At 72.6% G+C, this 22551-nt stretch carries 20 protein-coding genes; 15 read left to right on the top strand and 5 right to left on the bottom strand.

The genetic code is table 11. The annotated features are described in order from the left end of the window. Positions 1-12 precede the first annotated feature (12 nt). Positions 13-3765, top strand: a complete 3753-nt coding sequence (locus AC0HI0_RS27195; protein ID WP_480926338.1) for a CHAT domain-containing protein — start codon at positions 13-15, stop codon at positions 3763-3765. After that, complete coding sequence (locus AC0HI0_RS27190) at positions 3762-4322, top strand: hypothetical protein (RefSeq protein WP_480926337.1); 561 nt, start codon at positions 3762-3764, stop codon at positions 4320-4322. The genes AC0HI0_RS27195 and AC0HI0_RS27190 overlap by 4 nt, the downstream gene beginning before the upstream one ends. 32 nt (positions 4323-4354) lie before the next feature. Here AC0HI0_RS27190 and AC0HI0_RS27185 read toward each other — a convergent pair whose 3' ends face one another. Both AC0HI0_RS27185 and AC0HI0_RS27180 read right to left on the bottom strand, forming a co-directional pair. Next, positions 4355-4534 carry a DUF397 domain-containing protein gene (locus tag AC0HI0_RS27185; protein WP_480926336.1) on the bottom strand — a complete coding sequence of 60 codons (180 nt, stop codon included), beginning with the start codon at positions 4532-4534 and terminating at the stop codon, positions 4355-4357. A 2-nt stretch (positions 4535-4536) separates the two neighbouring features. Further along, the gene (locus AC0HI0_RS27180) at positions 4537-5412 is read right to left on the bottom strand and encodes a helix-turn-helix domain-containing protein (protein WP_480926335.1); all 876 of its coding nucleotides are present in this window, start codon (positions 5410-5412) and stop codon (positions 4537-4539) included. Here AC0HI0_RS27180 and AC0HI0_RS27175 point away from each other — a divergent pair. Continuing rightward, a complete protein-coding gene (locus AC0HI0_RS27175) occupies positions 5411-5617 on the top strand; it encodes a hypothetical protein (RefSeq protein WP_480926334.1) in 207 nt (68 codons plus the stop codon). The genes AC0HI0_RS27180 and AC0HI0_RS27175 overlap by 2 nt on opposite strands. Positions 5618-5662: 45 nt before the next feature. Here AC0HI0_RS27175 and pucL read toward each other — a convergent pair whose 3' ends face one another. Both pucL and uraD read right to left on the bottom strand, forming a co-directional pair. Further along, complete coding sequence (gene pucL, locus AC0HI0_RS27170) at positions 5663-6541, bottom strand: factor-independent urate hydroxylase (RefSeq protein ID WP_480926333.1); 879 nt, start codon at positions 6539-6541, stop codon at positions 5663-5665. Positions 6542-6544: 3 nt separating this feature from the next. Continuing rightward, positions 6545-7045: a 2-oxo-4-hydroxy-4-carboxy-5-ureidoimidazoline decarboxylase gene (gene uraD / locus AC0HI0_RS27165; protein WP_480926332.1), complete on the bottom strand. Its 501-nt coding sequence runs from the start codon at positions 7043-7045 to the stop codon at positions 6545-6547. Positions 7046-7200: 155 nt separating this feature from the next. Here uraD and AC0HI0_RS27160 point away from each other — a divergent pair, with 155 nt between their 5' ends. From AC0HI0_RS27160 to AC0HI0_RS27130, 7 genes are all read left to right on the top strand, one after another. Beyond that, positions 7201-7959, top strand: coding sequence for a hydroxypyruvate isomerase family protein (locus AC0HI0_RS27160; protein ID WP_480926331.1), 759 nt, complete (start codon positions 7201-7203; stop codon positions 7957-7959). Then, positions 7956-8828, top strand: a complete 873-nt coding sequence (locus AC0HI0_RS27155) for a 2-hydroxy-3-oxopropionate reductase (protein WP_480926330.1) — start codon at positions 7956-7958, stop codon at positions 8826-8828. The genes AC0HI0_RS27160 and AC0HI0_RS27155 overlap by 4 nt, the downstream gene beginning before the upstream one ends. After that, positions 8828-10543, top strand: coding sequence for a glyoxylate carboligase (gcl, locus tag AC0HI0_RS27150; protein ID WP_480926329.1), 1716 nt, complete (start codon positions 8828-8830; stop codon positions 10541-10543). The genes AC0HI0_RS27155 and gcl overlap by 1 nt, the downstream gene beginning before the upstream one ends. Then, on the top strand, positions 10543-11550 hold the full coding sequence (locus AC0HI0_RS27145; protein WP_480926328.1) for a glycerate kinase: 1008 nt from the start codon (positions 10543-10545) through the stop codon (positions 11548-11550). Before gcl ends, AC0HI0_RS27145 begins: the two co-directional genes overlap by 1 nt. A gap of 5 nt (positions 11551-11555) precedes the next feature. Further along, positions 11556-12854, top strand: a complete 1299-nt coding sequence (gene allB, locus AC0HI0_RS27140; RefSeq protein WP_480926327.1) for an allantoinase AllB — start codon at positions 11556-11558, stop codon at positions 12852-12854. After that, positions 12851-13861, top strand: a complete 1011-nt coding sequence (gene alc / locus AC0HI0_RS27135) for an allantoicase (RefSeq protein ID WP_480926326.1) — start codon at positions 12851-12853, stop codon at positions 13859-13861. The genes allB and alc overlap by 4 nt, the downstream gene beginning before the upstream one ends. Positions 13862-13977: 116 nt before the next feature. Next, positions 13978-15516 carry an alpha/beta hydrolase gene (locus tag AC0HI0_RS27130; RefSeq protein ID WP_480926325.1) on the top strand — a complete coding sequence of 513 codons (1539 nt, stop codon included), beginning with the start codon at positions 13978-13980 and terminating at the stop codon, positions 15514-15516. Positions 15517-15588: 72 nt separating this feature from the next. On the opposite strand, the gene AC0HI0_RS27125 is transcribed toward AC0HI0_RS27130, so the two are convergent. After that, entirely contained in the window at positions 15589-15936 is a 348-nt protein-coding gene (locus AC0HI0_RS27125) for a hypothetical protein (RefSeq protein ID WP_480926324.1), read from the bottom strand. 324 nt (positions 15937-16260) lie between these two features. Here AC0HI0_RS27125 and AC0HI0_RS27120 point away from each other — a divergent pair, with 324 nt between their 5' ends. From AC0HI0_RS27120 to AC0HI0_RS27100, 5 genes are all read left to right on the top strand, one after another. Further along, entirely contained in the window at positions 16261-17604 is a 1344-nt protein-coding gene (locus AC0HI0_RS27120; RefSeq protein ID WP_480926323.1) for an ammonium transporter, read from the top strand. Continuing rightward, entirely contained in the window at positions 17601-17939 is a 339-nt protein-coding gene (locus AC0HI0_RS27115) for a P-II family nitrogen regulator (protein ID WP_480926322.1), read from the top strand. The genes AC0HI0_RS27120 and AC0HI0_RS27115 overlap by 4 nt, the downstream gene beginning before the upstream one ends. A 31-nt stretch (positions 17940-17970) precedes the next feature. After that, positions 17971-20346 carry a [protein-PII] uridylyltransferase gene (locus AC0HI0_RS27110; RefSeq protein ID WP_480926321.1) on the top strand — a complete coding sequence of 792 codons (2376 nt, stop codon included), beginning with the start codon at positions 17971-17973 and terminating at the stop codon, positions 20344-20346. Between the two features lie 560 nt (positions 20347-20906). After that, positions 20907-21665, top strand: coding sequence for a maleylpyruvate isomerase family mycothiol-dependent enzyme (locus tag AC0HI0_RS27105; protein WP_480926320.1), 759 nt, complete (start codon positions 20907-20909; stop codon positions 21663-21665). A gap of 296 nt (positions 21666-21961) precedes the next feature. Then, positions 21962-22519, top strand: a complete 558-nt coding sequence (locus AC0HI0_RS27100) for an AAA family ATPase (protein ID WP_480926319.1) — start codon at positions 21962-21964, stop codon at positions 22517-22519. The last annotated feature ends 32 nt before the right edge of the window (positions 22520-22551 follow it).

Raw genomic sequence — 22551 nt, 5'->3', positions numbered from 1 at the left:
TTCGGAGGTCCCATGTTCGCCGATCGCCTGGCCAGCGCCCGGCAGGCGCTCGCCTCGGGAAACCACGACCAGGCCGTGCTGATCGTCGTGAGCGGCCTGGCCGAGGCCCGCCGCCGGTTCGACGGCGGCGACGGCGACGCCCTGGCGTGGACGGTGGTGCTCACCGGAGAGCTGGACGCGCTGACCGAGCACGTGCTGGAGCCCGCCGAGCGCACCCGGCCGTGGGAGGACCTGCGCACCCTGGCCCGGCGGGCGGGCGCGGCGCCGGCCGAACTCGGCTCGGTGCTGCGGCTGACCGTGCTGCACCTGCGGGCGGACCGCCCCGAGATCGCCGCCGAGCACGCCGCGGCGGTGCTGGACCTGTTGCCGCGCAACGGGGTCCTGCGCGCCGAGGGCGTGGAGGTCGAGGGTCCGGACCCGAGCACGATCCACGAGGTGCTGGCCGACGTGGCGCACGACCTGTACTACCGGCGGGAGGACTTCGCCGCCGCCGAGGAGCTGGCCGGCGGGTTCGCCGGGCGCTACCCGGATTCCCCGGTGCCGTGGTACTTCCTGGGCCACTCGGCGGCGCGCCTGGAGCACCACGAGGACGCCGTGCGCGCGTTGACCCGGCTGGCCGAGCTGGTCCCGGACACGCCGGGCCCGCTGGTCTCGCTGAGCGGCTCGCTGTTCCACGTCGACCGGCGGGCCGAGGCGGTGGCGGCGCTGACCAAGGCGATCGGGCTCGCGCCGGACGAGACCCGGTACCGGTACTTCCGGGCGCAGATGCACGCGGCGGACGGCCGTGCCGAGGACGCCCTGGCGGACCTGGAGGAGGTGATCGTCGCGGAGCCGGCGGGCCGCGCCCTCGCCGACTTCGCCGCGATCCTGCGGCTGAACCTGCTGGTGGACCTGGGACGGATCGCGGAGGCGGCGGCCGAGGCGCGGGTGCTCGCCGACCACGGCGACGAGCCGACGGCGGGCGCGGCGTACGCGGTGCTGGGCGAGTTGGCGTTCGACGAGGGCGACTACCGGCGGGCCATCGTGTGCTTCACCGCGCAGCTGGACCGGCACGAGTCGGCCGAGGCGCTGCTGTCCCGGTGCGCCGCCTACGAAGCGGCGGACCTGCTCGACGCCGCCGCCGAGGACCTCGACGCGCTGGCGGAGACCGAGCCGGAGCAGGCCGTGGAGGCGTTGACCGGCCTGCGGGAGCGCCACCCCGCCCATCCGGGCACGGCCAAGGCGCTCGGCCACGCCCTGGTTCGGGTGCTCGACCCGGTGCGGGCGGTGCGGGAACTCACCGAGGCCCGGCGGCGGCTGCCCGGCGACTGGCAGGTGGTGGCGTGGCTGGGGTTGGCCGAGATCACGCACAGCGCCGTCGACACCGACTGGAACGAGGGCTTCTCCGGCAGCCGCGTGCTGGCCGCGATCGGCCGGCTCACCGACGCCGTGCTGATGGCGCCCGACGAGCCCTACCCGCGACAGCACCTGCGGTGGCTGGTCGAGCGGGCGTGCGCGTTGAAGCCGGTCATGGAGTTCCTGGTGCACGTCCGGGACGCGCCGCGCGGCTTCGGCCCCGGCGGCGCGGACCTGGCGGCGGCGCTGCCGGACGTGGCCGAGCTGCTCGCCGGGTGGTCGCACGCGCGGCCGGCGGAGCCCGAGCCGCTGCGGTGGGAGGCGTCGCCGGCCGGGTTGACCGCGCTGCGGGCCGGGATCCGCGACCTGCCGGTGTTCGGTGCGCTGGTCGACCTGCGGCTGGCCGACGTGCACCTGAAGCTGTACCAGGTGCCCGAGGCGCTGGACCGGATCGCGGCCGCCGAGCGCGCGCTGGTCGAGGTCGGCCGCCCGCCGGCGGAGGACCGGCTCGACCTCGGGCCGTCGGCGGAACCGGACCTCGACCACGTGGAGCTGACCGCGGCGGTGCACGCGGAACTGCGCAAGTCGGTCGCCTGCCACCGGTCCCGGGCGCTGCAGCAGCTCGGCGACCTCGAAGGCGCGCTGGAGGCGGCCGAGCACGGGTTCGGCGACGACGATTTCGACGACCTGTACCAGCGCGCGATGCTGCTGCGGGACCTCGGCCGGCCGGGCGAGGCCGCCGACCGCCTGCCCCGGCTCGCCGAACTCGCCGACCACGCGGACCGCACCCGGCTGGCGAACCTGGAGGCGACCCTGCACCTGAGCCGGCGCGACTTCGACGCGGCGGCCCGCGTGCTGGAACGCGTGCTGCCGACCGTGGCACCGGATTCGTACGACGCGTCGGTGTTCGTCACCAACCTGATCTCGGTGCACCTGGAGCGGGCCGAGCCGGGCGCGGTGCTCGACCTGATGGACCGCTACCCGCTGCCCGCGTGGGCCCAGTCCTCGCTGCTGCTCAACCGGCACGCGATGCGCGCGGTGGCGTTGACCGCGCTGGGCGAGCACCGGGCGGCGGCGGACGGGTTCCGGGCGGCGCTGGCGATCGCCGAGGAGGTGCGCGGCGGGCTGCTCGACCGGGCGTCACGGCTGTCGTGGCAGGCCACCCACCTGTGGGTGTACGAGCAGGCGGTGCTGGTGGCGCTGGCCGCCGGCGACCCGGTGGGCGCGTGGGAACTGGTCGGGCGGGCCAAGGCCCACGTGGTCGAGGGCCGGCCGCAGTCCGCCCCGGCGGTTCCCGCGCGGGGCGTGCTGGCCGACTTCTTCGTGGCCGCCGACCGGGTCCTGCTGTTCCTGCTGACCCCGGACCGGGCCGAACCCGAGGTGCACCAGTGGGAGGCGGAGCCGGGCGAGCTGGTCGGGTGGTTCTTCGACCGGACCGTGCGGGAGCTGGACGTGGACGCGTTCGCGGCGGCGTTCGGGCCGATGGTCGCGCCGATCGCCGACCGCTGCGCGCCCGGCGAGGTGGTCGTCCTGGTGCCGCACGGGGTTCTGCACCACCTGCCGCTGCACGCGTTGCTGCTCGGGCGGAACCCGGTGTGCCGGCTGCCGTCCGCGTCCCTGCCGCGCCGCGAGCCCCAGGCGGACCGGCGGTGGCGCACGGCGCTGGTGCTCGGCGACCCGCGCGGCGACCTCGTGCACGCCCGCCAGGAGGCCGCAGGGGTGGCGGCGGTGTTCGGCACCCGGCCCGTGCTCGGCTGCGAGGCCACCCGGGACCGGTTGCCGGCGGCCGGGTCCGACCTGCTCCACCTGGCGTGCGGGGCCGACGAATCGGTGGTCCGGCTGGCCGACGGGCAGGAACTCGCGTTCGCGGACGTCATCCGGTTCGACGTCACCGCCGACCTGGTGACGCTGAACGTGGGCGAGTCCGGCGAGGAACTCGCCCGCGCCTTCCTGCACGCGGGCGCGCCGTCCGTCGTGGCGAGCCTGTGGGAGGTCGACGACCTGTCCACCGCGCTGCTGATGATCGGCTTCTACTCGCGCGTGCGGGCGGGCGCGGGCCTGGCCGACGCGTTGCGCGAAGCCCAGCTGGAACTGGCCGCCACGACCGCGCGGGACGTCGTGGCGTACTGCGACGAACGACTGACCGGCGTCGTGGACCCGGTGACGGTCGCCGAGCTGCTGCTGGACCGGGCGGGCGCGCAGACGGCGGCGGGCGACCTGGCGAGCGCCGCCGCGACCTGCCGCGAGGTCCGGCCCGCGCTGGCCGGGACGCGCGGCGAGTCCGCCCGACGGCTGCGCGCGCGTGCGGCGCGTCGGCTCAACCTGTTGGCGCTGAAAGCGGAATCCCCGCCGCCGGTGGATTACGCCGCGCGCCCTTTCGCGCATCCCTACCATTGGGCGGCGTTCGTGCTCGTGGGTGATTGGCGGTGAGGCCGGTGCTGTTGTCGTCGTTGACCAGGAGTCACGTGGTCGTGCGGGACGACGTCGAGGTGCCCCAGGCGAGAGCCGCGCGGGAGCGGGTGAACGCCGAGTTCATCGTGGTGGTCACGGCGGACGGCAACCCGCTGGGCGTGCTCGGCGTGCCGGAGCTGGCCGAACTCGGCGACACCTCGGAGACGCTGACCGCCGTCGCGCACCGGTTCCCGCCCCTGGTCGTGGTCGGCGGCGACCCGGACGAGCTGAGCCCCGACGAGCTGTTCGACCTGGCGGACCTGGTGGTGCGCGAGCGGCTGCGGTTCGTGCTGGTGGAGCGGGACGGCCAGCCCGCGGGCGTGGTGCCGCGCGCGGCGATCGCCGACGTGCTGCCGCTGGACGTGCTGGACAGCCTGGCCGTCCGGCCCGGCAACCCGACCGTGCCCGTGCTGCGGTACGTGTGCCGCAAGTGCGCGCCGCCGTCGTTCCAGATGCCGCGCGTGCCGGGAGAGGGCCGCCGGCCGCCGAACTGCCGGCGGGTGTTCTTCCACGGCGCGATGGAGACGGACGCTTGACGTTCGTCTGGAGGGGTCTGCGGTGCTGGGGGTCAGGCGTGGAGGGCTGTGACGAAGGCCGTCCACGTGGTGGCGGGGACGTGCAGTCGTGGCCCGGTGGGGTTTTTGGAGTCGCGGACGGCCGTGTGCGTGTCGGTGATGCGGACCTCGACGCAGGCGTTGCTCGCGGCGGCGCTGTAGCTGCTCTTGAACCATCCGGTGTCGTGGCGCATGGTCACGTCTCCTTCAAAGACTCGATCAGCAGTGCCTTCGATGCCTCGGGCGGGAGCGCGAGTTCCCGGAGGCGCTCGAAGACCCTCGCCATGACGTCCGTGTCGGCCACCTGATCGTAGTACGTTGCCGCACCGTAGATCGTGGTCGGATAGCCGATCCTCGGTGCGGCAACGAAGTCCAGCACCACCAGCCCACCACCAAGCGCCGGGTTGTTGGCCGTGCCGGCCGGCATCACCTGGACGGAGAGCCCCGGGTGTCTCGCGACCAATTGCAACACGTGGAGGACTTGGCTCTGCATCAGGGCCGCGTCGCCGACCACGTTCTTCAGCGTGTCTTCGGTGAACACGAAGGCCAGTTCCTTCTCGTGGCCGGTGTCGAGCACCCGGCGCTGCTGCTCCAGCCGGTAGGCGATCGCAGCTTCGGCTGCTTCGGTTTCGTACCAGGTACTTCCAGCGATCTGGATCAACGCCCGGACGTATTCCGGCGACTGGATCAGCCCCGGGAAGATCCCGAACTCGTAGTGCCTGACGCGGCACGCGGCGGACTGGAGATCGGCGAGGCGGGCGAAGGCGTCGGGCAGGTCGTCGGTGTAAGCGCGGCGGAGTTGGCGGCGTCGGGCCTGCATCCCGATGGCCAGGACCGTCTCGCGTTCGCGGGTGGTCGCGTCGTAGAAGTCCAGCAGGGCAACGAGGTCCTCGTGCCGGAGGACGCCGTGGCCGTTCTCGACCTGGCTGATCCGCGCGGCTGCCCGGTCGATGTGGCCACCGGCTTCGTGTTGCGACTTGCCGGCTCGTTGCCGCAACCCTTGCAGCGCAAGGCCGAGTTGCCTCCGTTCGAAGGTCTGATGCCGACACCGCACTCTACGGGAGGCTCCCATGTATCGAAGCAGTCCGGTCCTGGTCTCGACGCAGATCGACATCTCGGAGGACTTCAGCCTCGTGACCGCCGTGCACGATGGCGGTGACCTGGTCGAACTGGAGTTCTCCGGCGGTACGCACGCGTCGCTGTTCTTCACCCGCCGCGGCTTCGAGCAGTTCAAGCGGCAGTGGCCCGAGGTGCTCGCGAAGACCGAGAGTCACTAGATCGGGTGGTCGCCCCGGCCCGCGAGCGGACCGGGGCGTGGGGGATCAGAACGTCGGCAGGGTGAGCCAGGCGGAACCCGGGTCCTCCGCGTCGTCGCGCAGCACGGAACCCTCGATCAGCCCGTACGGCCGGTCGGCGGCGTAGAAGACCTCGTTGTGGTTCTCCAGCCCGAACGGGCTCAGGTCCACCTCGAAGTGGTGCTTGTTCGGCATCGACAGGCGCACCTCGGCGACCTCCGGGCGGGCCTCCAGCACCGCCTCGCCCATCGCGTAAAGCGTCTGCTGCAACGACAGGCTGTGCTTGTGCGCGAACGTCCGCAGCATGATCGCGCGGATCTCGCCGAAGCTCTTGGCCCAGTCGATCCCGGTCCCCTGGTAGCGCCACCGCGCGGTCACCGACGTCGCGAGGATCCGGTCCGTCGTCTCCCGCAACGTGGTGTACGGGTCGCGCGGGTAGCCGTGGAACTCCGAGTCGGTCGACTTGAGCACCACCAGGTCCTTCAGGCCCGACACGACCCACGCCCGGGACCCCTCGACCGTCACGGCGGTGGTGCGCTTCTCGTTGCCGCCGGCCACGAACGCGTGGTCGTGGTCCTCGATCCGCTGCCACGAGTGCTCGTCGATCAGGATCCGCGCGCCGCTGATCGGTTCCTGCGTCGACACGAAGTGCCGGCCCAGCCGCAGCGCGAAGTCCTCGATCTCGCCGACCGGGCTCTCCTTGGCGAACGCGTAGACGGTGTTCTTCTGCGTGTCGGTCGCCAGCACCTTCGCGTTGTCGCCGGTCAGGTGGGTGTCCTCCAGGTCGCCTCGCAGCGAGGTGCTCACCGTGAAGTCCCGGACGGTGTGCACCGCGCCGTCGCGGGTCACCGTCACCAGGCGGTTCTCGGCTTTGCCGTACTGGTTGGGCCCCAGGACGATGGCCATCGGTCAGCTCCCTTGCGTGTCGTGGGGGTGGAGCACCTTGCGCAGGCGCAGCGCGGCGATCCGGGCGAGTTCCCGGTTCACCACGCGGAGTTCCGCCGCCGCCGGGTTCTCCAGGCGCTCGGCCAGGTCCGCCAGCACCGCCTCGCCGGACAGCCCGGTCGCGCACACCAGGTAGATGTGCCCGAACCGGTCCTCGTACGCCGCGTTCGCCGCCTTCAGCCGGTCCGCCAGGGACCGGTCGACGTCGGACTGCTCGGCGGCCGACCAGCGCGCGGCGACGCCGCCGCGCGCGGACTTCTCGCCGATCCTCGGGTGCCCGGCGATCGCGGCGCGCACCTCGTCGTCGGTCAGCTCGACCCGGGCGGTGGCCAGCAGGGCCTCCTCGGACCGGTAGGGGCGGCCCGCCAGCACGGCGTCGACCCAGCGGGGCACGGCGAGGCATTCGGTGAGCAGCGGGCGGAGGTCCGCCGCCGGCGCGGAGTCGAACTCGTCCAAACCGGGCACTGGGGCTCCAAGTTTCTGTATCGCGGAAACGCGATTCCGCTAGAGCGACGGTACGAGCGCCCTCCGGCAGGTGTCAACAGTCTTGCGCGGCTCCGGTTCGCCGACCTACTCTCTCGATGTACGGAAGATGACTTCCGCATTGTGGAAGGAATTCGATGCGCTACGACCTCAACCTGTCGATCCTGCACACCGACCTGCCGCTGCTCGACCGGCCGGCGGCGGCGAAGGCGGCCGGTTTCGACGCGGTCGAACTCTGGTGGCCGTTCACCGAAGCCGTACCCGCCGCGCACGAGGTCGACGAACTCGTCGCCGCGATCACCGACGCCGGCGTCCGGCTGGTCGGGCTGAACTTCTTCGCGGGCGACCTGGCGGCGGGCGACCGGGGCCTGGTGTCGTGGCCGGGCAGGCAGGCGGAGTTCCGGGCCAACGTGGAGATCGCCGCCGGCCTCGCGGCCCGCCTGGGCTGCACGGCGTTCAACGCGCTGCACGGCAACTTCGCGACCTCCGAGCTGACCGTCGACAACCTCCGCTTCGCCGCGGACGTGGTCGCCGAGACCGGCGGCACGGTCCTGCTCGAACCGCTCTCCGGCGCGCCGGACTACCCGCTGCGCACCGCGATCGACGCGATCGACGTCCTCGACTTGGTCGACCGGGCCAACGTCGCGCTGCTCGCCGACCTCTACCACCTCGCCGTCAACGGCGACGACCTCGACGCGCTCGTCGGGCACGTCGACCGGATCGGGCACGTGCAGATCGCCGACGCGCCCGGCCGGGGCGAGCCCGGCACCGGCGACCTCGACGTCTTCGGTCACCTCGGGAAGCTCGGCGCGGCCGGCTACCGGGGCTGGGTCGGCCTGGAGTACAAGGCCGTCACCGGCGGCTACGACTGGCTGTTCGGGAAGGACAGGACATGACCGAGATCGGTTTCATCGGCCTGGGCATCATGGGGTCGCCCATGGCGGCCCACCTGGTCGCCGCGGGTCACGCGGTGCGCGGGTTCGACCTGGACGCGGCCGGCCTGGAACGGCTCGCCGCCGCCGGCGGGACGGCCGCGGCGAGCGCCGTGGACGCCGCGCGCGGCGCGCAGGTCGTGATCACCATGCTGCCCGACCACCCGCAGGTGGAGGAGGTCGTGCTGGGCGGCGTGCTCGACGTGCTGGACGAGGGCGCGCTGCTGGTCGACATGAGCACCATCCGCCCGGAGACGTCGGTGGCCGTCGCCGAGGCCGCCGCCCGCAAGGGCGTCCGGGTGCTCGACGCCCCGGTGTCCGGCGGCCAGACCGGTGCCGAGCAGGCCGCGCTGTCGATCATGGTGGGCGGCGACGAGGCCGATTTCGCCGCCGCGCGCCCGCTGTTCGACGTGCTGGGCAAGACCGTCGTGCACGTCGGCCCGCACGGCGCGGGCCAGGTCGTCAAGGCCGCCAACCAGTTGATGGTCGGCGGGATCTACGCGCTGGTGGCCGAGGCGATCGTGCTGCTGGAGGCGTCCGGCGTGGACGCCAAGGCCGGCCTCGACGTGCTGGCCGGCGGCCTGGCCGCCAATCGGGTCCTGGACCTCAAGCGGGGCAGCATGATCGCCCGCGAGTTCACCCCGGGGTTCCGGATCGACCTGCACCACAAGGACATGGGCATCGCGCTCGCGGCGGCCCGCCAGGCCGACGTCGCGCTGCCGGTGACCGGGCTGATCGCCCAGCTCGTCGCCTCCGCCAGGGCGCAGGGGTACGGCAGCCTCGACCACTCGGCGCTGGTGAAGGTCGTCGAGAACTTCGCAGGGAGGGCCTGATGGCCAAGGTTCCCGTCATGCGCGCCGTCGTCGACGTCCTCAAGTCCGAGGGCGTGGACACCGCGTTCGGCTGCCCCGGCGCGGCGATCCTGCCGCTGTACAAGGCGATGCAAGAGGACGGCACGATCGAGCACCTGATCGTGCGGCACGAGGAGGGCGCGACGCACATGGCCGACGGGTGGTCCCGCACCACCGGCAACGTCGGCGTGGCCATCGGCACCTCCGGCCCGGCCGGCACCAACATGATCACCGGCCTCTACACCGCGCAGGCCGACTCGGTGCCGATCCTGTGCATCACCGGCCAGGCCGCCACCGCCAAGCTGCACCAGGAGGCGTTCCAGGCGGTCGACATCGTGGCCATCGCCGCGCCCGTCACCAAGTGGGCGGTGCAGGTGAAGGAAGCCGCGCAGGCACCGTGGATCTTCCGCGAGGCGTTCCGGATCGCCCGCTCCGGCAGACCCGGACCGGTGCTCGTCGACCTGCCGATCGACGTGCAGAAGCAGGAGATCGAGTGGGACGCCTCGATCGACGCGCCGCTGCCGGTGGTCAAGCCCGAACCGCACCCGGCCCGCGTCGAACGCGCCCTGGACCTGCTGCTGGCCGCCGAACGCCCGCTGCTGCTCGCGGGCGGCGGGGTGATCCTCGCGGACGCCGGCGACGAACTGCGCGACCTGGCCGAGTACCTCCAGGTGCCGGTGCAGGCGACGCTGATGGGCAAGGGCGCGCTGGACGAGGACCACCCGCTGTACTGCGGGATGACCGGCATCCAGACCTCCCAGCGCTACGGCAACGCGTCGTTCCTGGAGTCCGACCTGGTGCTGGCGCTGGGCGCGCGCTTCGGCGACCGGCACACCGGCGACCTCGCCACCTACCGGGGCGACCGGAAGTTCGTCCACGTCGACGTCGAGCCCACCCAGATCGGCAAGGTGTTCGGGCCCGACCTGGGCGTGGTCTCGGACGTGAAGCTGTTCCTGGCCGCCGTGCTGGAGCGGGCGAAGGCGCGCACCGCCGCGCGCGAGCCGGGCGCGTGGGTGGCCCGCGTGCAGGACCTCAAGCGGACCCTGCTGCGGCGCGAGGACTTCGACACCGTCCCGGTCAAGGCTCCCCGGGTGTTCAAGGAGATCAACGAGTTCTACGGGCCGGACACGTACTTCGTGACCGCGATCGGGCTCTACCAGATCTGGTCGGGCCAGCACCAGAAGGCGCACAAGGCGCGGCACTACCAGGTGTGCGGCCAGGCCGGGCCGCTGGGCTGGGAGATCCCGGCCGCGATCGGCGTGAAGAAGGCGCTGAAGAACACCGAGCCGGACGCCGAGGTGGTCGGCATCGTCGGCGACTACTCGTTCCAGTTCCTGGTCGAGGAACTCGCCGTCGGCGCGCAGTACGACGTGCCGTTCGTGCTGATCATGCTCAACAACGAGTACCTGGGCCTGATCCGGATGGCCGAGGACCACGGCGGCTACGACATGGCGTACGAGGTGGACGTCCACTACGACACCACCGGCTCGGACAACGTCAAGATCATGGAGGCGTACGGCTGCTCCGGCACCAGGGTCACCGCACCGGACCGCATCCGGGAATCCCTGGAGTGGGCGCGCGAGGAGGCCGAGCGGACCCGCCGCCCGGTGCTCGTGGAGATCATGATCGAGCGCGAGGGCAACACCGCCAACGGCACCTCGATCGCCGCGATGCGCGAATACGAGCCCCTGCCGTAATGGGGCACGTGGTCGTCGCGCCCGACAAGTTCAAGGGGACGCTCACCGCCCCGCAGGTCGCCACCGCTGTGACGCGCGGCCTGCGGGAGGCGTCGCCGGGACTCGACGTGCGCGCGCTGCCGGTGGCGGACGGCGGCGAGGGGACCGTGGACGCCGCCGTCGCCGCCGGTTTCACCCGCGTCGGCCGGTGGGTGACCGGGCCGGACGGCGCACCCGTGGCCGCGAGCTTCGCGGTGCGCGACGGCACCGCCGTGGTCGAGGTGGCCGCCGCGTCCGGGCTGTCGCTGCTGGCCGAGCCCGCGCCGCTGACCGCGACCAGTCGCGGCACCGGCGAACTGCTGCGCTGCGCGCTGGACCTGGGCTGCCGGCGGATCGTGCTGGGCGTCGGCGGCAGCGCCACCACCGACGGCGGGCGGGGCATGGTCGAGGGCCTGGGCGACCCGGAGGACTTCCGGGACGTCGAGGTCGTGCTGGCGAGCGACGTCGACAACCCGCTGCTGGGGCCGCGCGGCGCGGCGGCCGTGTACGGGCCGCAGAAGGGCGCGTCGGCCGAGGACGTGGCGGTGCTGGAGGAACGGCTCGCGCGGTACGCCCGGGAACTCGGCACCGAGCACGTGGCCGCGCCGGGCGCCGGCGCGGCCGGCGGCATCGGGTTCGCCGCGCTGACCGTGCTGGGCGCGCGGCGCAGGCCCGGCATCGAGGTGGTGCTGGAGCTGGTCGGCTTCGGCGACGCCGTGGCGGGTGCCCGGCTGGTGATCACCGGCGAGGGGTCGCTGGACGCGCAGACGTTGCACGGCAAGGCTCCCGCCGGGGTGGCGAAGGCCGCGCGGGGCGTGCCGGTGGTGGCCGTGGCGGGCCGCTCCAGCGTCGTGCCGGACGACCTCGGGCTCCGCGCCGTCTACACCCTGCTGGACGTGGAACCGGACCTGACCCGCTGCCTGGCCGCCCCGGAGCCGCTGCTGGCCCGCCTGGGTGGTCGCATCGCGGCCGAGTGGCTGGGAGAGTGACCCCCATGGACCTGGTGTTGCGGGCGGCCCGGGTGATCACGCCGGACGGCGAGACCGCCGCCGACGTCGGCGTGCGCGACGGCCGGATCGCGGCGGTGACCGGGATCGACCGGCTCGACGGCGACCGGGTGGTCGAGCTGGCCGACGACGAGGTTCTGCTGCCCGGTCTGGTGGACACCCACGTGCACGTCAACGACCCCGGCCGGGCCGAGTGGGAGGGGTTCGCCACGGCGACCCGCGCCGCTGCGGCCGGCGGCGTGACCACGATCGTCGACATGCCGTTGAACAGCCTGCCGCCCACCACGGACGTGGCCGCGCTGGCGGTCAAGCGGGCGTCGGCGGAGGGGTCGGTGCACGTCGACGTCGGGTTCTGGGGCGGGATCGTGCCCGGCAACGCGGCGGACCTGCGGCCGCTGCACGACGCGGGCGTGTTCGGGTTCAAGTGCTTCCTGATCCACTCCGGGGTGGACGAGTTCCCGCACGTCGAGCTGCCCGAGCTGACCGCCGCGCTGACCGCGCTGCCGGACGCGCTGACCATCGTGCACGCCGAGCACCCGCACGACGTGACCGAGTCCGGGCCGGACTACCCGGGCTTCCTGGCCTCCCGGCCGCACCGGGCCGAGGACCACGCGATCGCCGACCTGGTCGGCGTCGCCCGGCGGACCGGGGCGCGGCTGCACGTGCTGCACCTGTCCTCGGGGCCGGCGCTGGAACTGGTCGCGGGGGCCAAGGCGGAGGGGCTGCGGCTGACCGCCGAGACCTGCCCGCACTACCTGACGTTCGTGGCCGAGGAGATCGGCGACGGCGCCACGCAGTTCAAGTGCTGCCCGCCGATCCGCGACGCGGCCAACCGCGAGCAGCTGTGGCGGGGCCTGCGCGAGGGTGTGCTGGACCTGGTGGTCAGCGACCACTCGCCGTGCACGCCGGAGCTGAAGGAAGGCGATTTCGCCACCGCGTGGGGCGGGATCGCGAGCCTGCAGCTGGGGCTCCCGGCGGTGTGGACGCAGGCGCGGCGGCGCGGGCACGCGCTGGCCGACGTGGTCGAGTGGATGGCGCGCAGGCCCGCCGAGCTGGTCGGGCTGCGCTCGAAGGGCGCGATCGCCGAGGGCCGGGACGCCGATTTCGCGGTGTTCGCCCCGGACGACGCGTTCGTGGTCGACCGGAACCGGCTGCACCACCGCAACCCGGTGACGCCCTACCACGGCCGGGCGCTGGCCGGCGTCGTGCGGCAGACCTGGCTGCGCGGTCGGCGGATCACCGGCGAGACGCCCCTGGGACGGTTGCTGAGCAGAGGAGAGTCATGACCCCGAGCTGGACCCGGCTGCCCGATCTCGCGTCCCGCGCCTCGGGCGGCACCGTCGCGTGGGCCGACGACGAGCTGTTCGCCGAGCGCGAGAACCTGATCACCCGCGCCGAGCCCGAGTACCGGCCCTACACGTTCGGCCACAAGGGACAGGTCTACGACGGCTGGGAGACCCGCCGGCGGCGCGAACCGGGCGACGACCGCGCGATCGTCCGGCTGGGACTGCCCGGCGTGATCCGGGGCGTCGTGGTGGACACCGCGTTCTTCAAGGGCAACTACCCGCCGGCCGCCACCGTCGAGGCGACCCACGCGCCGGGCCACCCGGCCCCGGACGAGCTGACCGGCTGGGAGGTCGTGGTCCCCCGGTCGCCGCTGGAGGGCGACCGCAAGCACTACTTCGACGTGTCGGCGCACCGCCGGTTCACCCACGTCCGGCTGACCATCCACCCGGACGGCGGGGTGGCGCGGCTGCGCGTGTTCGGCTCGCCCGTGCCGGACCCGGACCTGCTGGTGCCCGAGGCCGTCGACCTGGCCGCGCTGGAGAACGGCGCGTCCGTCACCGGGTGCAGCAACACGTTCTACAGCGACCCGGCCAACCTCCTCGCGCCCGGCCACGCGGCCGTGATGGGCGAGGGTTGGGAGACCGCGCGCCGCCGTGACGACGGCAACGACTGGGTGGAGCTGGCCTTGGCCGCGCCCGGCGTGGTGCGCCTGGCCGAACTGGACACCAGCCACTTCAAGGGCAACGCGCCGGGCTGGGCGTCGGTGCGGGTGCGTGACGAGCGCGTCGGCGGCGACTGGGTCGACCTGCTGCCCCGGACCCGGTTGCAGCCCGACACCCGGCACCGGTTCCGGGTCACCGGGCCGGGGGCCACCGGTCCGGAGGCGACGCACGCCCGGCTGGACATCTACCCGGACGGCGGGATGGCCCGGCTGCGGCTGGTCGGCGCGCTCACTCCCAGCGGCCTGGCGGCAATCACGGAAAGCTACCGCGCGCTCACTCGTTAGTATGGAAGTGGTCAACCCACCGGCGTACCTTGTGTCCGACTTCAGTTGGTTGTGCGTCACTTCACTCCCCTGAAAGCCTGCGGAAACCCATCCGGGTGACAGAGGGAGGGAACCCTGTGCGACCGATCTTCCGCGCGTTAGGCGGCGTGGGCACGGCCGTCGCGCTCGTCGTCGGCATGACGTCGACCGCGTCGGCCGACCCCGTCGAAGCGCAAGCCCTGGACACCGCGGCCATCGACTGGAAGCCGTGTCCGGAGGCGGCCGACGTCGAGTGCGGCACGCTGAGACTCCCGATCGACTGGTCCAAACCCCGCGGCGACAAGTTCGACCTCGCCGTGGCCCGCCGCAAGGCCACCGACCCGGCCAAGCGGATCGGCGTCCTGGTGATCAACCCCGGCGGCCCCGGCGGCTCCGGCGTCAACTTCGCCCTGGGCGCGAACCACTACTTCAGCACCGCCGTGCAGGAGCGGTTCGACATCATCGGCTTCGACCCGCGCGGCGTCGCGCGCAGCCGGCCGGTCACGTGCTCCATCGACGTGTTGCAGAAGCAGCCGTCGGTCTACCCGACCAACCAGGCCGAGTTCGACAAGCTGGCCCGCTACAACCGCGAGCTGGCGGCGGACTGCCGCAAGCAGACCGGGCCGATGTACGACCACGCCGACACCATCGGCGTCGTCGACGACATCGACGCGCTGCGCCGCTCGCTCGGCGAGCGGAAGATCAACTACTACGGCGTCTCGTACGGCACGCTCATCGGCCAGCAGTACGCCGAGCGCTACGGGCGCAACATCCGCACCATGGTGATCGACTCCAACATGGACCACAGCCTCGACACGTGGCGGTTCAACGAGACCGAGGCGCGCACCGCCGAGGACTCGTTCACCGAGTTCGTGAAGTGGTGCGACCGGACCACGTCGTGCGCGCTGCACGGCCGTGACGTCGCGAAGTTCTGGGACGATCTGCTGGCGAAGGCGGATCGCGGAGAGATCACCGACCCGGGCGACCCGACCCGCAAGCTCACCGCCGACGACATCATCGGCGGCGCGTTCGGCTCGTTCTACGGTCCGGGCTGGCAGTCGCTGGCCACCGCCCTGCTGGAACTCGCGTCGGGCACCGGCGCGCCGAGGGCGTTCGCGGTGGAGACCGCGCAGAACCCGTTCCCGGCCGTGTTCTGCCAGGACTGGGCGATCCGGGTGAAGAACCAGCGCGAGTTCACCACGCTGGTCGACCGGGCCAAGCAGCTCGCGCCGCACATGCGCGGCTCGGCCCTGGGCCACTCCGCGACGGCCGGCTGCATCGGCCTGCCGGAGAAGGTCAACAACCCGCAGCACCGGCTGAACATCAAGAACGCGCCCAAGATCCTGATGCTCAACGCCCTGCACGACCCGGCGACGGGCTACGAGTGGGCCGTCAACGCCAACCGCCAGAGCCGTGACACCACGGTCCTGGTCACCTACGAGGGCTGGGGCCACGGCGTCTACGACCGCAGCCAGTGCACCCAGGGCACGACCGACAAGTACCTGATCGAGCAGCGAGTCCCCCGGACGGGCACCCGCTGCGCCGCCGTCGAACCCGCGACCGCGACCGCCCGTGCGGCCGGCACGACCGGCTTGCCGGCGGGCCCGAAGCCCGGCCTGCCGGGCTGGCTCGGCTAAGCACCCCGACGACCGGGCCGCCCCCGTTCCGCACGGGGGCGGCCCGTTCTCGTCGGTGCCGGCCGGGGTCCGCTAGTGCAGGCCCTTGAGGAACCGGTCGACGTCGAAGCCGTGCGCCTCCAGCCGGGACCGCGCCGTCCGCAGCTCGTCGGGGGAGAACAGCGACCCGTACTTCGGCCTCAGCGCGGTGGCTTCGAGGCTGTGGGCGAGCATCCCGATCTCCCGCAACCGGGTGAAGCCGTCGGAGGCGTTCGCGTCCCGGAGCAGGAGGCGGGCCGCGCCGACGCCGGTGTGCTGCTTGATCATGTCCTGGTAGTCCGCTGCCCGGTACCGCTTGGTCCGGGCGAGGAAGCGGTAGTCGTCGTACAGCTCCTTCTCGAACGCCTTCGCCAGCGCGTCGAGTTCGTTTGCCGAGGTCATGGCACGTCCCTGCGATGGCCGGTCATGTCTGACATGTCGAGTGCCGCGCAGGTCCCGTTACCGCACGGCGGTGACCCGCGGTCGTCGCGTGGGCGCGATGGGGTGGCAGAACCACTCGATGGTCGCGTTCTGGGCGGACCGAACGTCACCGACGATTCCACGGCGCACAGCCGCCGCCACCGCCGAACGTCCGCCCTTCAACCTCCGGAAACCTGCCCGTAACACCAGGCCCCGGACAGTTCACCGGCCCGAAACGCGGCACGCGGCCCGGCGAAACAGGACGTCCCGATGCTCCCCTGCAACCGACGTGCAGTGGAGGTCGACGTGGATACAGGGGACACCGCCTGGTTGCTCACCAGCTCCGCACTGGTGCTGCTGATGACACCGGGCCTGGCCTTCTTCTATGGGGGCATGGTCCGGTCCAAGAGCGTGCTCAACATGATGATGATGAGCCTCGGCGCGATCGGCGTGGTCGGTGTGCTCTGGGTGCTGGTCGGCTACTCCACCGCGTTCGGCACCGACGTGGGCGGCGGCCTGCTGGGCAAGCCGTTCGAGTTCTTCGGGCTGGAGGGCCTGCTCGGCAAGGACGCGCTGTCCGGCACCATCCCGACGACCGTCTTCGTCGCGTTCCAGGCGATGTTCGCGATCATCACCGTGGCGCTGATCTCCGGCGCGATCGCCGACCGCGCCCGGTTCGGGCCGTGGCTGCTGTTCGCCGGCCTGTGGTCGCTGGTCGTGTACTTCCCGGTCGCGCACTGGGTGTTCGACTTCGACGGCAAGGACGCGGCCGGCAACGTCGTGGACCCCGGCGGCTGGATCGCCAACAAGCTGCTGGCCATCGACTTCGCGGGCGGCACGGCGGTGCACGTCAACGCGGGCGCGGCGGGTCTCGCGCTGGCGATCGTCCTGGGCAAGCGCGTCGGCTGGCCCAAGGACCGGATGAAGCCGCACAACCTGCCGCTGGTCGTGCTGGGCGCGGGCCTGCTGTGGTTCGGCTGGTTCGGCTTCAACGCGGGCTCCGCGGTCGGCGCGAACACCACGGCCGGCGTCACGTTCGTCAACACCCTGGTCGCCACCTCCGCCGCGATGCTCGCCTGGCTCGCCGTGGAACGCGTCCGCGACGGCAACGCCACCACGCTCGGCGCGGCGTCCGGCGTCGTCGCCGGTCTGGTCGCGATCACCCCGGCGTGCTCGGCGGTCACCCCGGTGGGCGCGATCGCGGTCGGCGCGATCACCGGCGCGCTGTGCGCCCTCGCGGTCAGCCTGAAGTACCGCTTCGGCTTCGACGACTCGCTCGACGTGGTCGGCGTGCACCTGGTCGGCGGCCTGTCCGGCACCGTCCTGATCGGCCTGTTCGCCAGCGACGCGGCCCCTGCGGCGGTCAACGGCCTCTTCTACGGTGGCGGCGTGGACCAGCTCTGGCGGCAGGTGGTGGGCGCGGGCGCGGTGCTCGGCTACTCGTTCGTGCTGAGCCTGGTCCTGGGCTACCTGGTCAAGTTCCTCGTCGGCTTCCGCACCGACGAGGAGGCCGAGATCGGCGGCATCGACGAGGCCGAGCACGCGGAGACGGCGTACGAGTTCGGCAGCGGCCTCGGGTCGCGTGGCAACAGCAGGCCCAGTGTCGCCGCCGGCGCAGCCGCGGTGCTTGAGGGGAGCAACAAGTCATGAGGCTGGTCACCGCGATCATCAAGCCGTTCACGCTGGACGACGTGAAGACGGCGCTGGAGCAGCTCGGCGTGCTCGGCATGACGGTCAGCGAGGTGCAGGGCTACGGCCGGCAGAAGGGGCACACGGAGGTGTACCGGGGTGCCGAGTACTCCGTGGACTTCGTGCCGAAGCTGCGCATCGAGGTGCTGATCGACGACACGGCCGTCGACAAGGTGCTCGACGCCGTGGTGGAAGCCGCCCGCACCGGCAAGATCGGCGACGGCAAGGTCTGGGTGACCCCGGTGGACACCGTCGTCCGGGTGCGGACCGGGGAGCGCGGCACGGACGCCTTGTAGCGCTTCGCGGGCGTCCAGTGGGAATGCTCTGGTGGAACGGGGGACGGCCGTGGTGGACAACGTCGGGACGGCCGTCGTCACGGCCGACGACCTGGTGCGGGCACGGGATCGACTGCTCGCGCCGGGTCGGCGGCGGTTGACGGGGGAGCCGCTGCGCGAGGCGCTGGTGGACCTGCACGAGTTCTGGCTGACCGCGCACGCCGCGCAGTCGGGCGTCGGCGGACCGGGCGGCGGCGTGGCCCTGGTCGCGGTGGGCGGGCTGGGCAGGCGCGAACTCGTGCCGTACTCGGACCTCGACCTCGTCCTGGTGCACAGCGGGCACAAGGGCGTCGAGGCGATCGCCGAGCAGCTCTGGTACCCGCTGTGGAACTCGGGCATCGGCCTGGACCACTCGGTGCGCACGGTCGGCGAGGCGCTGCGCGTCGCGTCCGGCGACCTGCGGACCGCGCTCGGGCTGCTCGACCTGCGGCACATCGCGGGCGACGCGGAGATCAGCGGGCGGCTCGCGGACAGCGCGCGCCAGGCGTGGCGGTCCGGGGTGCGGACCAGGCTGGACGAGATGGCCGAGGCGGCGCAGCGGCGTTGGGCCCGCAGCGGCGAGATCGCGCACCGCGTCGAACCGGACCTGAAGCACGGGCGTGGCGGGCTGCGGGACGTGACCCTGCTCGACGGCCTGTCCGCGGCGCAGCTGACCGACCGGCCGTCGGCCGATGTGGACGAAGCCCGCAGGCTGTTGCTGGACGTGCGGACCGAACTGCGCCGGGTGGCCCGCCGGCCGAGGGACGTCCTGCGCGCGCAGGACGGTGACGAGGTCGCGACCGCGTTGGGCTTGGCCGACCGGTTCGCGCTGGCGCGCGCCCTGTCGTCGGCGGCCCGCACGATCGTGTACGCCGTGGACGTTTCGATGCGCACGGCCCGTGCCGCGGTACCCAAGCGGGGGCTGGGCGTGTTCGCCCGCTCGCCGTTGCGCCGGATGCCCGCGCGGCGGCCGTTGGACGAAGGCGTCGTGCTGCACGGCACCGAGGTCGCGCTGGCCCGTGACGCGATGCCCGGCCGTGACCCGGCGCTGCTGTTGCGGGTCGCCACGGCGGCGGCGCGCAGCAAGCACCCCATCGCGGCCGGGACGTTGGCGCGGCTCGCGGACTCCGCGCCGGAGCTGCGCCGGCCGTGGCCGAGCGAGGCGCGCGAGGAGCTGCTGGCCTTGTTGGGCAGCGGCTCCGGCTTGATCGACGTGGTGGAGGCGTTGGACCGCACCGGCCTGTGGGGGCGGTTGTTCCCCGAATGGGGTGCGGTGCGCGACCTCCCACCGCGCGACGCCTCCCACATGTGGACGGTCGACCGGCACTTGGTGCAGGCCACGGCACACGCGGCGCGTCTGGTCACCCGTGTGTCCCGTCCGGACTTGTTGTTGTTGGGCGCGTTGCTGCACGACATCGGCAAGGGGCGGGCACAGGACCACTCCGAGGTCGGTGCCGCCCTGACGACCCAGGTCGCCGAGCGCCTGGGCCTGTGGCCGCAGGACGTTGTGACGTTGTCGGCGCTCGTGCGCCACCACCTGCTGCTGCCGCACACCGCGACCCGACGCGACGTCGAGGACGAGGCGACCGTCCGGCGCGTGGTCGACACCCTGGACGGTGACGCCGTCCTGCTGGAACTGCTTCACGCGCTGGCCGAGGCAGACGCCCTGGCGACCGGTCCGGGCGTGTGGTCGGAGTGGAAGGCGTCGCTGATCGGCGACTTGGTCGCGCGCTGCCGGACGGCGATGGCCGGCGACCCGTTGCCCGAGCCCGAGCCGTTGGACCAGCGGCAGCGGGACCTCGCGGCGTCCGTGTCGACGTCCGGGAAGCCCGACGTGCTGGTGGACCCGTCGGGCCAGGCGGCCACGGTGACCGTGGTGGCCCCCGACCGGCCGGGTCTGCTGTCCCGGGCCGCCGGGGTGCTCGCGTTGAACTCGCTGGAGGTGCACTCGGCCGTGCTGGGTGCCCACGAGGGCGCGGCGGTCGACGTGTTCACGGTGTCGCCGAGGTTCGGTTCGTTGCCGGACGTGACGTTGCTGAGGGAGCAGCTGACCCGCGCGGTCGACGGTTCCCTGCCGTTGGCCGAGAAGTTGGCGGCCAAGGAACGCGACTACGGAGGCCCGCCCCAGGACCCGCCGCCGCCGAAGGTGCTGTGGTTCGACGACGAGTCGACCGGAGCGGTGGTGCTGGAGTTGCGGGCGGCGGACCGGATCGGGTTGCTGCACCGGGTGGCCGACGCGTTGGAGCGGTCCGGGGTCGACGTGGTGTGGGCGAGGGTGTCCACGCTGGGGTCGACGGTGGTGGACTCGTTCGCGATCACGGCGTCGGGTGGGCTGGACGGCGAGTTGCGCCGGACGGTGGAACAGGCGGTCCTGGCGGCTGCCTGCTGAACGGCCGTGTGCTGTTGCGTAGGTCTACGCACAACCGACACGGGTGGTCACGCTGACCTGCGGCCTCGTCCCACGGCAGGCTCTCTGCTGTGACGCGGGGGGCCGCCGGAAGCACGGCGGACGGAGCGTCACCGACGAAAGGTCCGGGGGCGGTCCACTGAGGGGTTGGGCCGCCCTTGGACACACCGGATCGGGACTTCGCGCGCGGATCTCCGGCCGGGCGGCTGGTCGTCGGTCGGTTGGCCCGTTGTCGGTCGGTGGTCGGTCGGTGGCTGTTCGGCGGTCAGCGGTTGGCCGGTGGCGGGCGGTCGGTTGACGCCGCCGGTCGCCGGTTGTCGGTCGCCGGTCGGCGGTGCTGTCGGCGGTTGGCGGTTGGTTGGCGGTCGGCGGTTGGTTGGCCGGAGGACGCGCTGTGCGCTCTCAGCTTTCGAACGCCGGATTGTCGGTGGTGGCTGGGATGATTGTGTCGGGGGCCGGAGGCCGCCGGGCCGGAGGCCGGCGGTGGTTGCGGCCCCCGAAAATCGCTGTTGGTTGCGGGTGCGCGGTGCTAGACAGCCGACGTGGAAGAAGCTCTGGATTTCCCCGGTCTGCTGCGGCTGATCGACGAACGGTCGACCGCGTTCCGGGCTGCGGTCGCCGCTGCGCCCAGCCTCGACGTGGAGGTGCCGACCTGCCCGGGGTGGACGCTCCTGGATCTGGTGCGGCACCTGGGTGACGGGCGCTACCGCTGGGCCGGCAACGTCGCTGCGGGGCCCGCTGCCGGGCCTGCGGGCAAGTCCGCCCCGGCCGTGCCGCAAGAGCGCGAGGCCCAGCTGGCCTGGTTGGCCGAAGCGGCGCGGCACCTGGAGGGCGCACTGCGCGAGGCCGGTCCGGATCGTGGTTGCTGGACGTGGTGGGGCCGGTCGCAGTCGCCGCAGACCGCCGGTGCGGTTGCCCGGCATCAACTGCAAGAGGTCGCGGTCCACACCTATGACGCGCAGTTGGCCGTGGGTGTGCCGGAGTCGCTGCCGGTGGAGGTGGCGCTTGATGGTGTCGACGAGTTCTTGTCGACCTGTTGTGCGACTACGTCTCCCTGGCCGCACGAGCCTGCCGTGGTCGATTACCACGTTGTCGAGGGTCGTTCCTGGCGTCTGTGGTTGTCCGCTGAAGGCGCGCGGGCTGCCCGTTTGCCTGAAGGTGGGGAAGTGGCCGACGCCTCTGCCGAGGGCACGGCCAGCGATTTCGTCCTGACGCTGTACGGGCGGTTGTCGGTGGATTCGCTGAAGCTCGAAGGTGATCTACGTGTGTTCGACCGGCTGGTCGCCTGGGAGCCGGAGTAGGAAAGGCGTCCTCGCCGGACGGGCAGACCGCCGAGGATGACGGAAGTGCGGTGGGCGTCGTGTCATCCCCGTACGACCTGGTCGGAGACAACCACCCTTGGTAGGGGAGGGCAAGCGAAGGGCGTGCTTGCCCTCCCCTACCAAGCGCGGTTCGCTGGCGCGCAGGCCGTACGGGGATGACACGACGCAGGTAGGTGGGTGGGCGCTGCGCTTCGGCGTTTGGGGGAGGGGGGAGAGGCTGTCCGAGGTGTCCGGGAACTCCGGGGCGTCCGAAACGTCTCTTTAGTATGGGTGTGATGAACGCCGTCGCCGTAGCGCCGCGAGCCCTTGTGGTGCTTGCCGGGCTGCCGGGCGCTGGGAAGACGACGTTGCTCGCCGGAGTCGACACGGGGGGTGCGCCGGCCGTCGTGCTGGATTCCGACCAGGTGCGCGCCTACCTCCGGGGTGTGTTACCCGCCGCGTTGCCCTACCGCTTCTACCGGCCCCTCGTGCACCTGGCGCACCGGGCGCGCATCCTCTGGTTCGCTGTCACGGGCTCCGGGCTGCTGCTCGTCCACGAACCGTCGACGCGTCCGACCACCCGGGCCGGCTTGGTCCTGGTCGGCTGGGTCGCCCGGCGGCCCCGGCACTTCCTGTGGCTCGACGCCAGTCCCGAGGAGGCGTTGTCCGGGCAGGTCCGGCGGGGGCGGTTGATCCGGTCGCGCTCGTTCTCCCGGCACGTCCGGCGTGCCGCCCGCCTGCGTGAACGCTTCGCCGCGGGCAAGGCGCCGCGGGGGTGGCAGGGGTTGGCCGTGCTGACCCGGGACGACCGGCTGCGACTGTCGGTCACCCGGAGCGGCTACGCTGGCGGGTAGTCATTGGTCCGACGACGTGCGAGGTCTGGCGG

The organism is Saccharothrix sp. NBAS 001, assembly GCF_056640475.1.
Note: the sequence above shows the minus strand (reverse complement) of the source record. Positions and strands in the feature narration are given on the sequence as shown.

Bases quoted from the DNA above. Each gene is read 5' to 3' on its own strand.
- AC0HI0_RS27115 (WP_480926322.1), top strand. From the start codon at position 17,601: ATGAGGCTGGTCACCGCGATCATCAAGCCGTTCACGCTGGACGACGTG.
- AC0HI0_RS27185 (WP_480926336.1), bottom strand. From the start codon at position 4,534: ATGCGCCACGACACCGGATGGTTCAAGAGCAGCTACAGCGCCGCCGCG.
- AC0HI0_RS27195 (WP_480926338.1), top strand. From the start codon at position 13: ATGTTCGCCGATCGCCTGGCCAGCGCCCGGCAGGCGCTCGCCTCGGGA.
- alc (WP_480926326.1), top strand. From the start codon at position 12,851: ATGACCCCGAGCTGGACCCGGCTGCCCGATCTCGCGTCCCGCGCCTCG.
- allB (WP_480926327.1), top strand. From the start codon at position 11,556: ATGGACCTGGTGTTGCGGGCGGCCCGGGTGATCACGCCGGACGGCGAG.
- pucL (WP_480926333.1), bottom strand. From the start codon at position 6,541: ATGGCCATCGTCCTGGGGCCCAACCAGTACGGCAAAGCCGAGAACCGC.
- AC0HI0_RS27180 (WP_480926335.1), bottom strand. From the start codon at position 5,412: ATGGGAGCCTCCCGTAGAGTGCGGTGTCGGCATCAGACCTTCGAACGG.
- AC0HI0_RS27100 (WP_480926319.1), top strand. From the start codon at position 21,962: ATGAACGCCGTCGCCGTAGCGCCGCGAGCCCTTGTGGTGCTTGCCGGG.
- gcl (WP_480926329.1), top strand. From the start codon at position 8,828: ATGGCCAAGGTTCCCGTCATGCGCGCCGTCGTCGACGTCCTCAAGTCC.
- AC0HI0_RS27125 (WP_480926324.1), bottom strand. From the start codon at position 15,936: ATGACCTCGGCAAACGAACTCGACGCGCTGGCGAAGGCGTTCGAGAAG.
- AC0HI0_RS27160 (WP_480926331.1), top strand. From the start codon at position 7,201: ATGCGCTACGACCTCAACCTGTCGATCCTGCACACCGACCTGCCGCTG.
- AC0HI0_RS27145 (WP_480926328.1), top strand. From the start codon at position 10,543: ATGGGGCACGTGGTCGTCGCGCCCGACAAGTTCAAGGGGACGCTCACC.
- AC0HI0_RS27175 (WP_480926334.1), top strand. From the start codon at position 5,411: ATGTATCGAAGCAGTCCGGTCCTGGTCTCGACGCAGATCGACATCTCG.
- AC0HI0_RS27155 (WP_480926330.1), top strand. From the start codon at position 7,956: ATGACCGAGATCGGTTTCATCGGCCTGGGCATCATGGGGTCGCCCATG.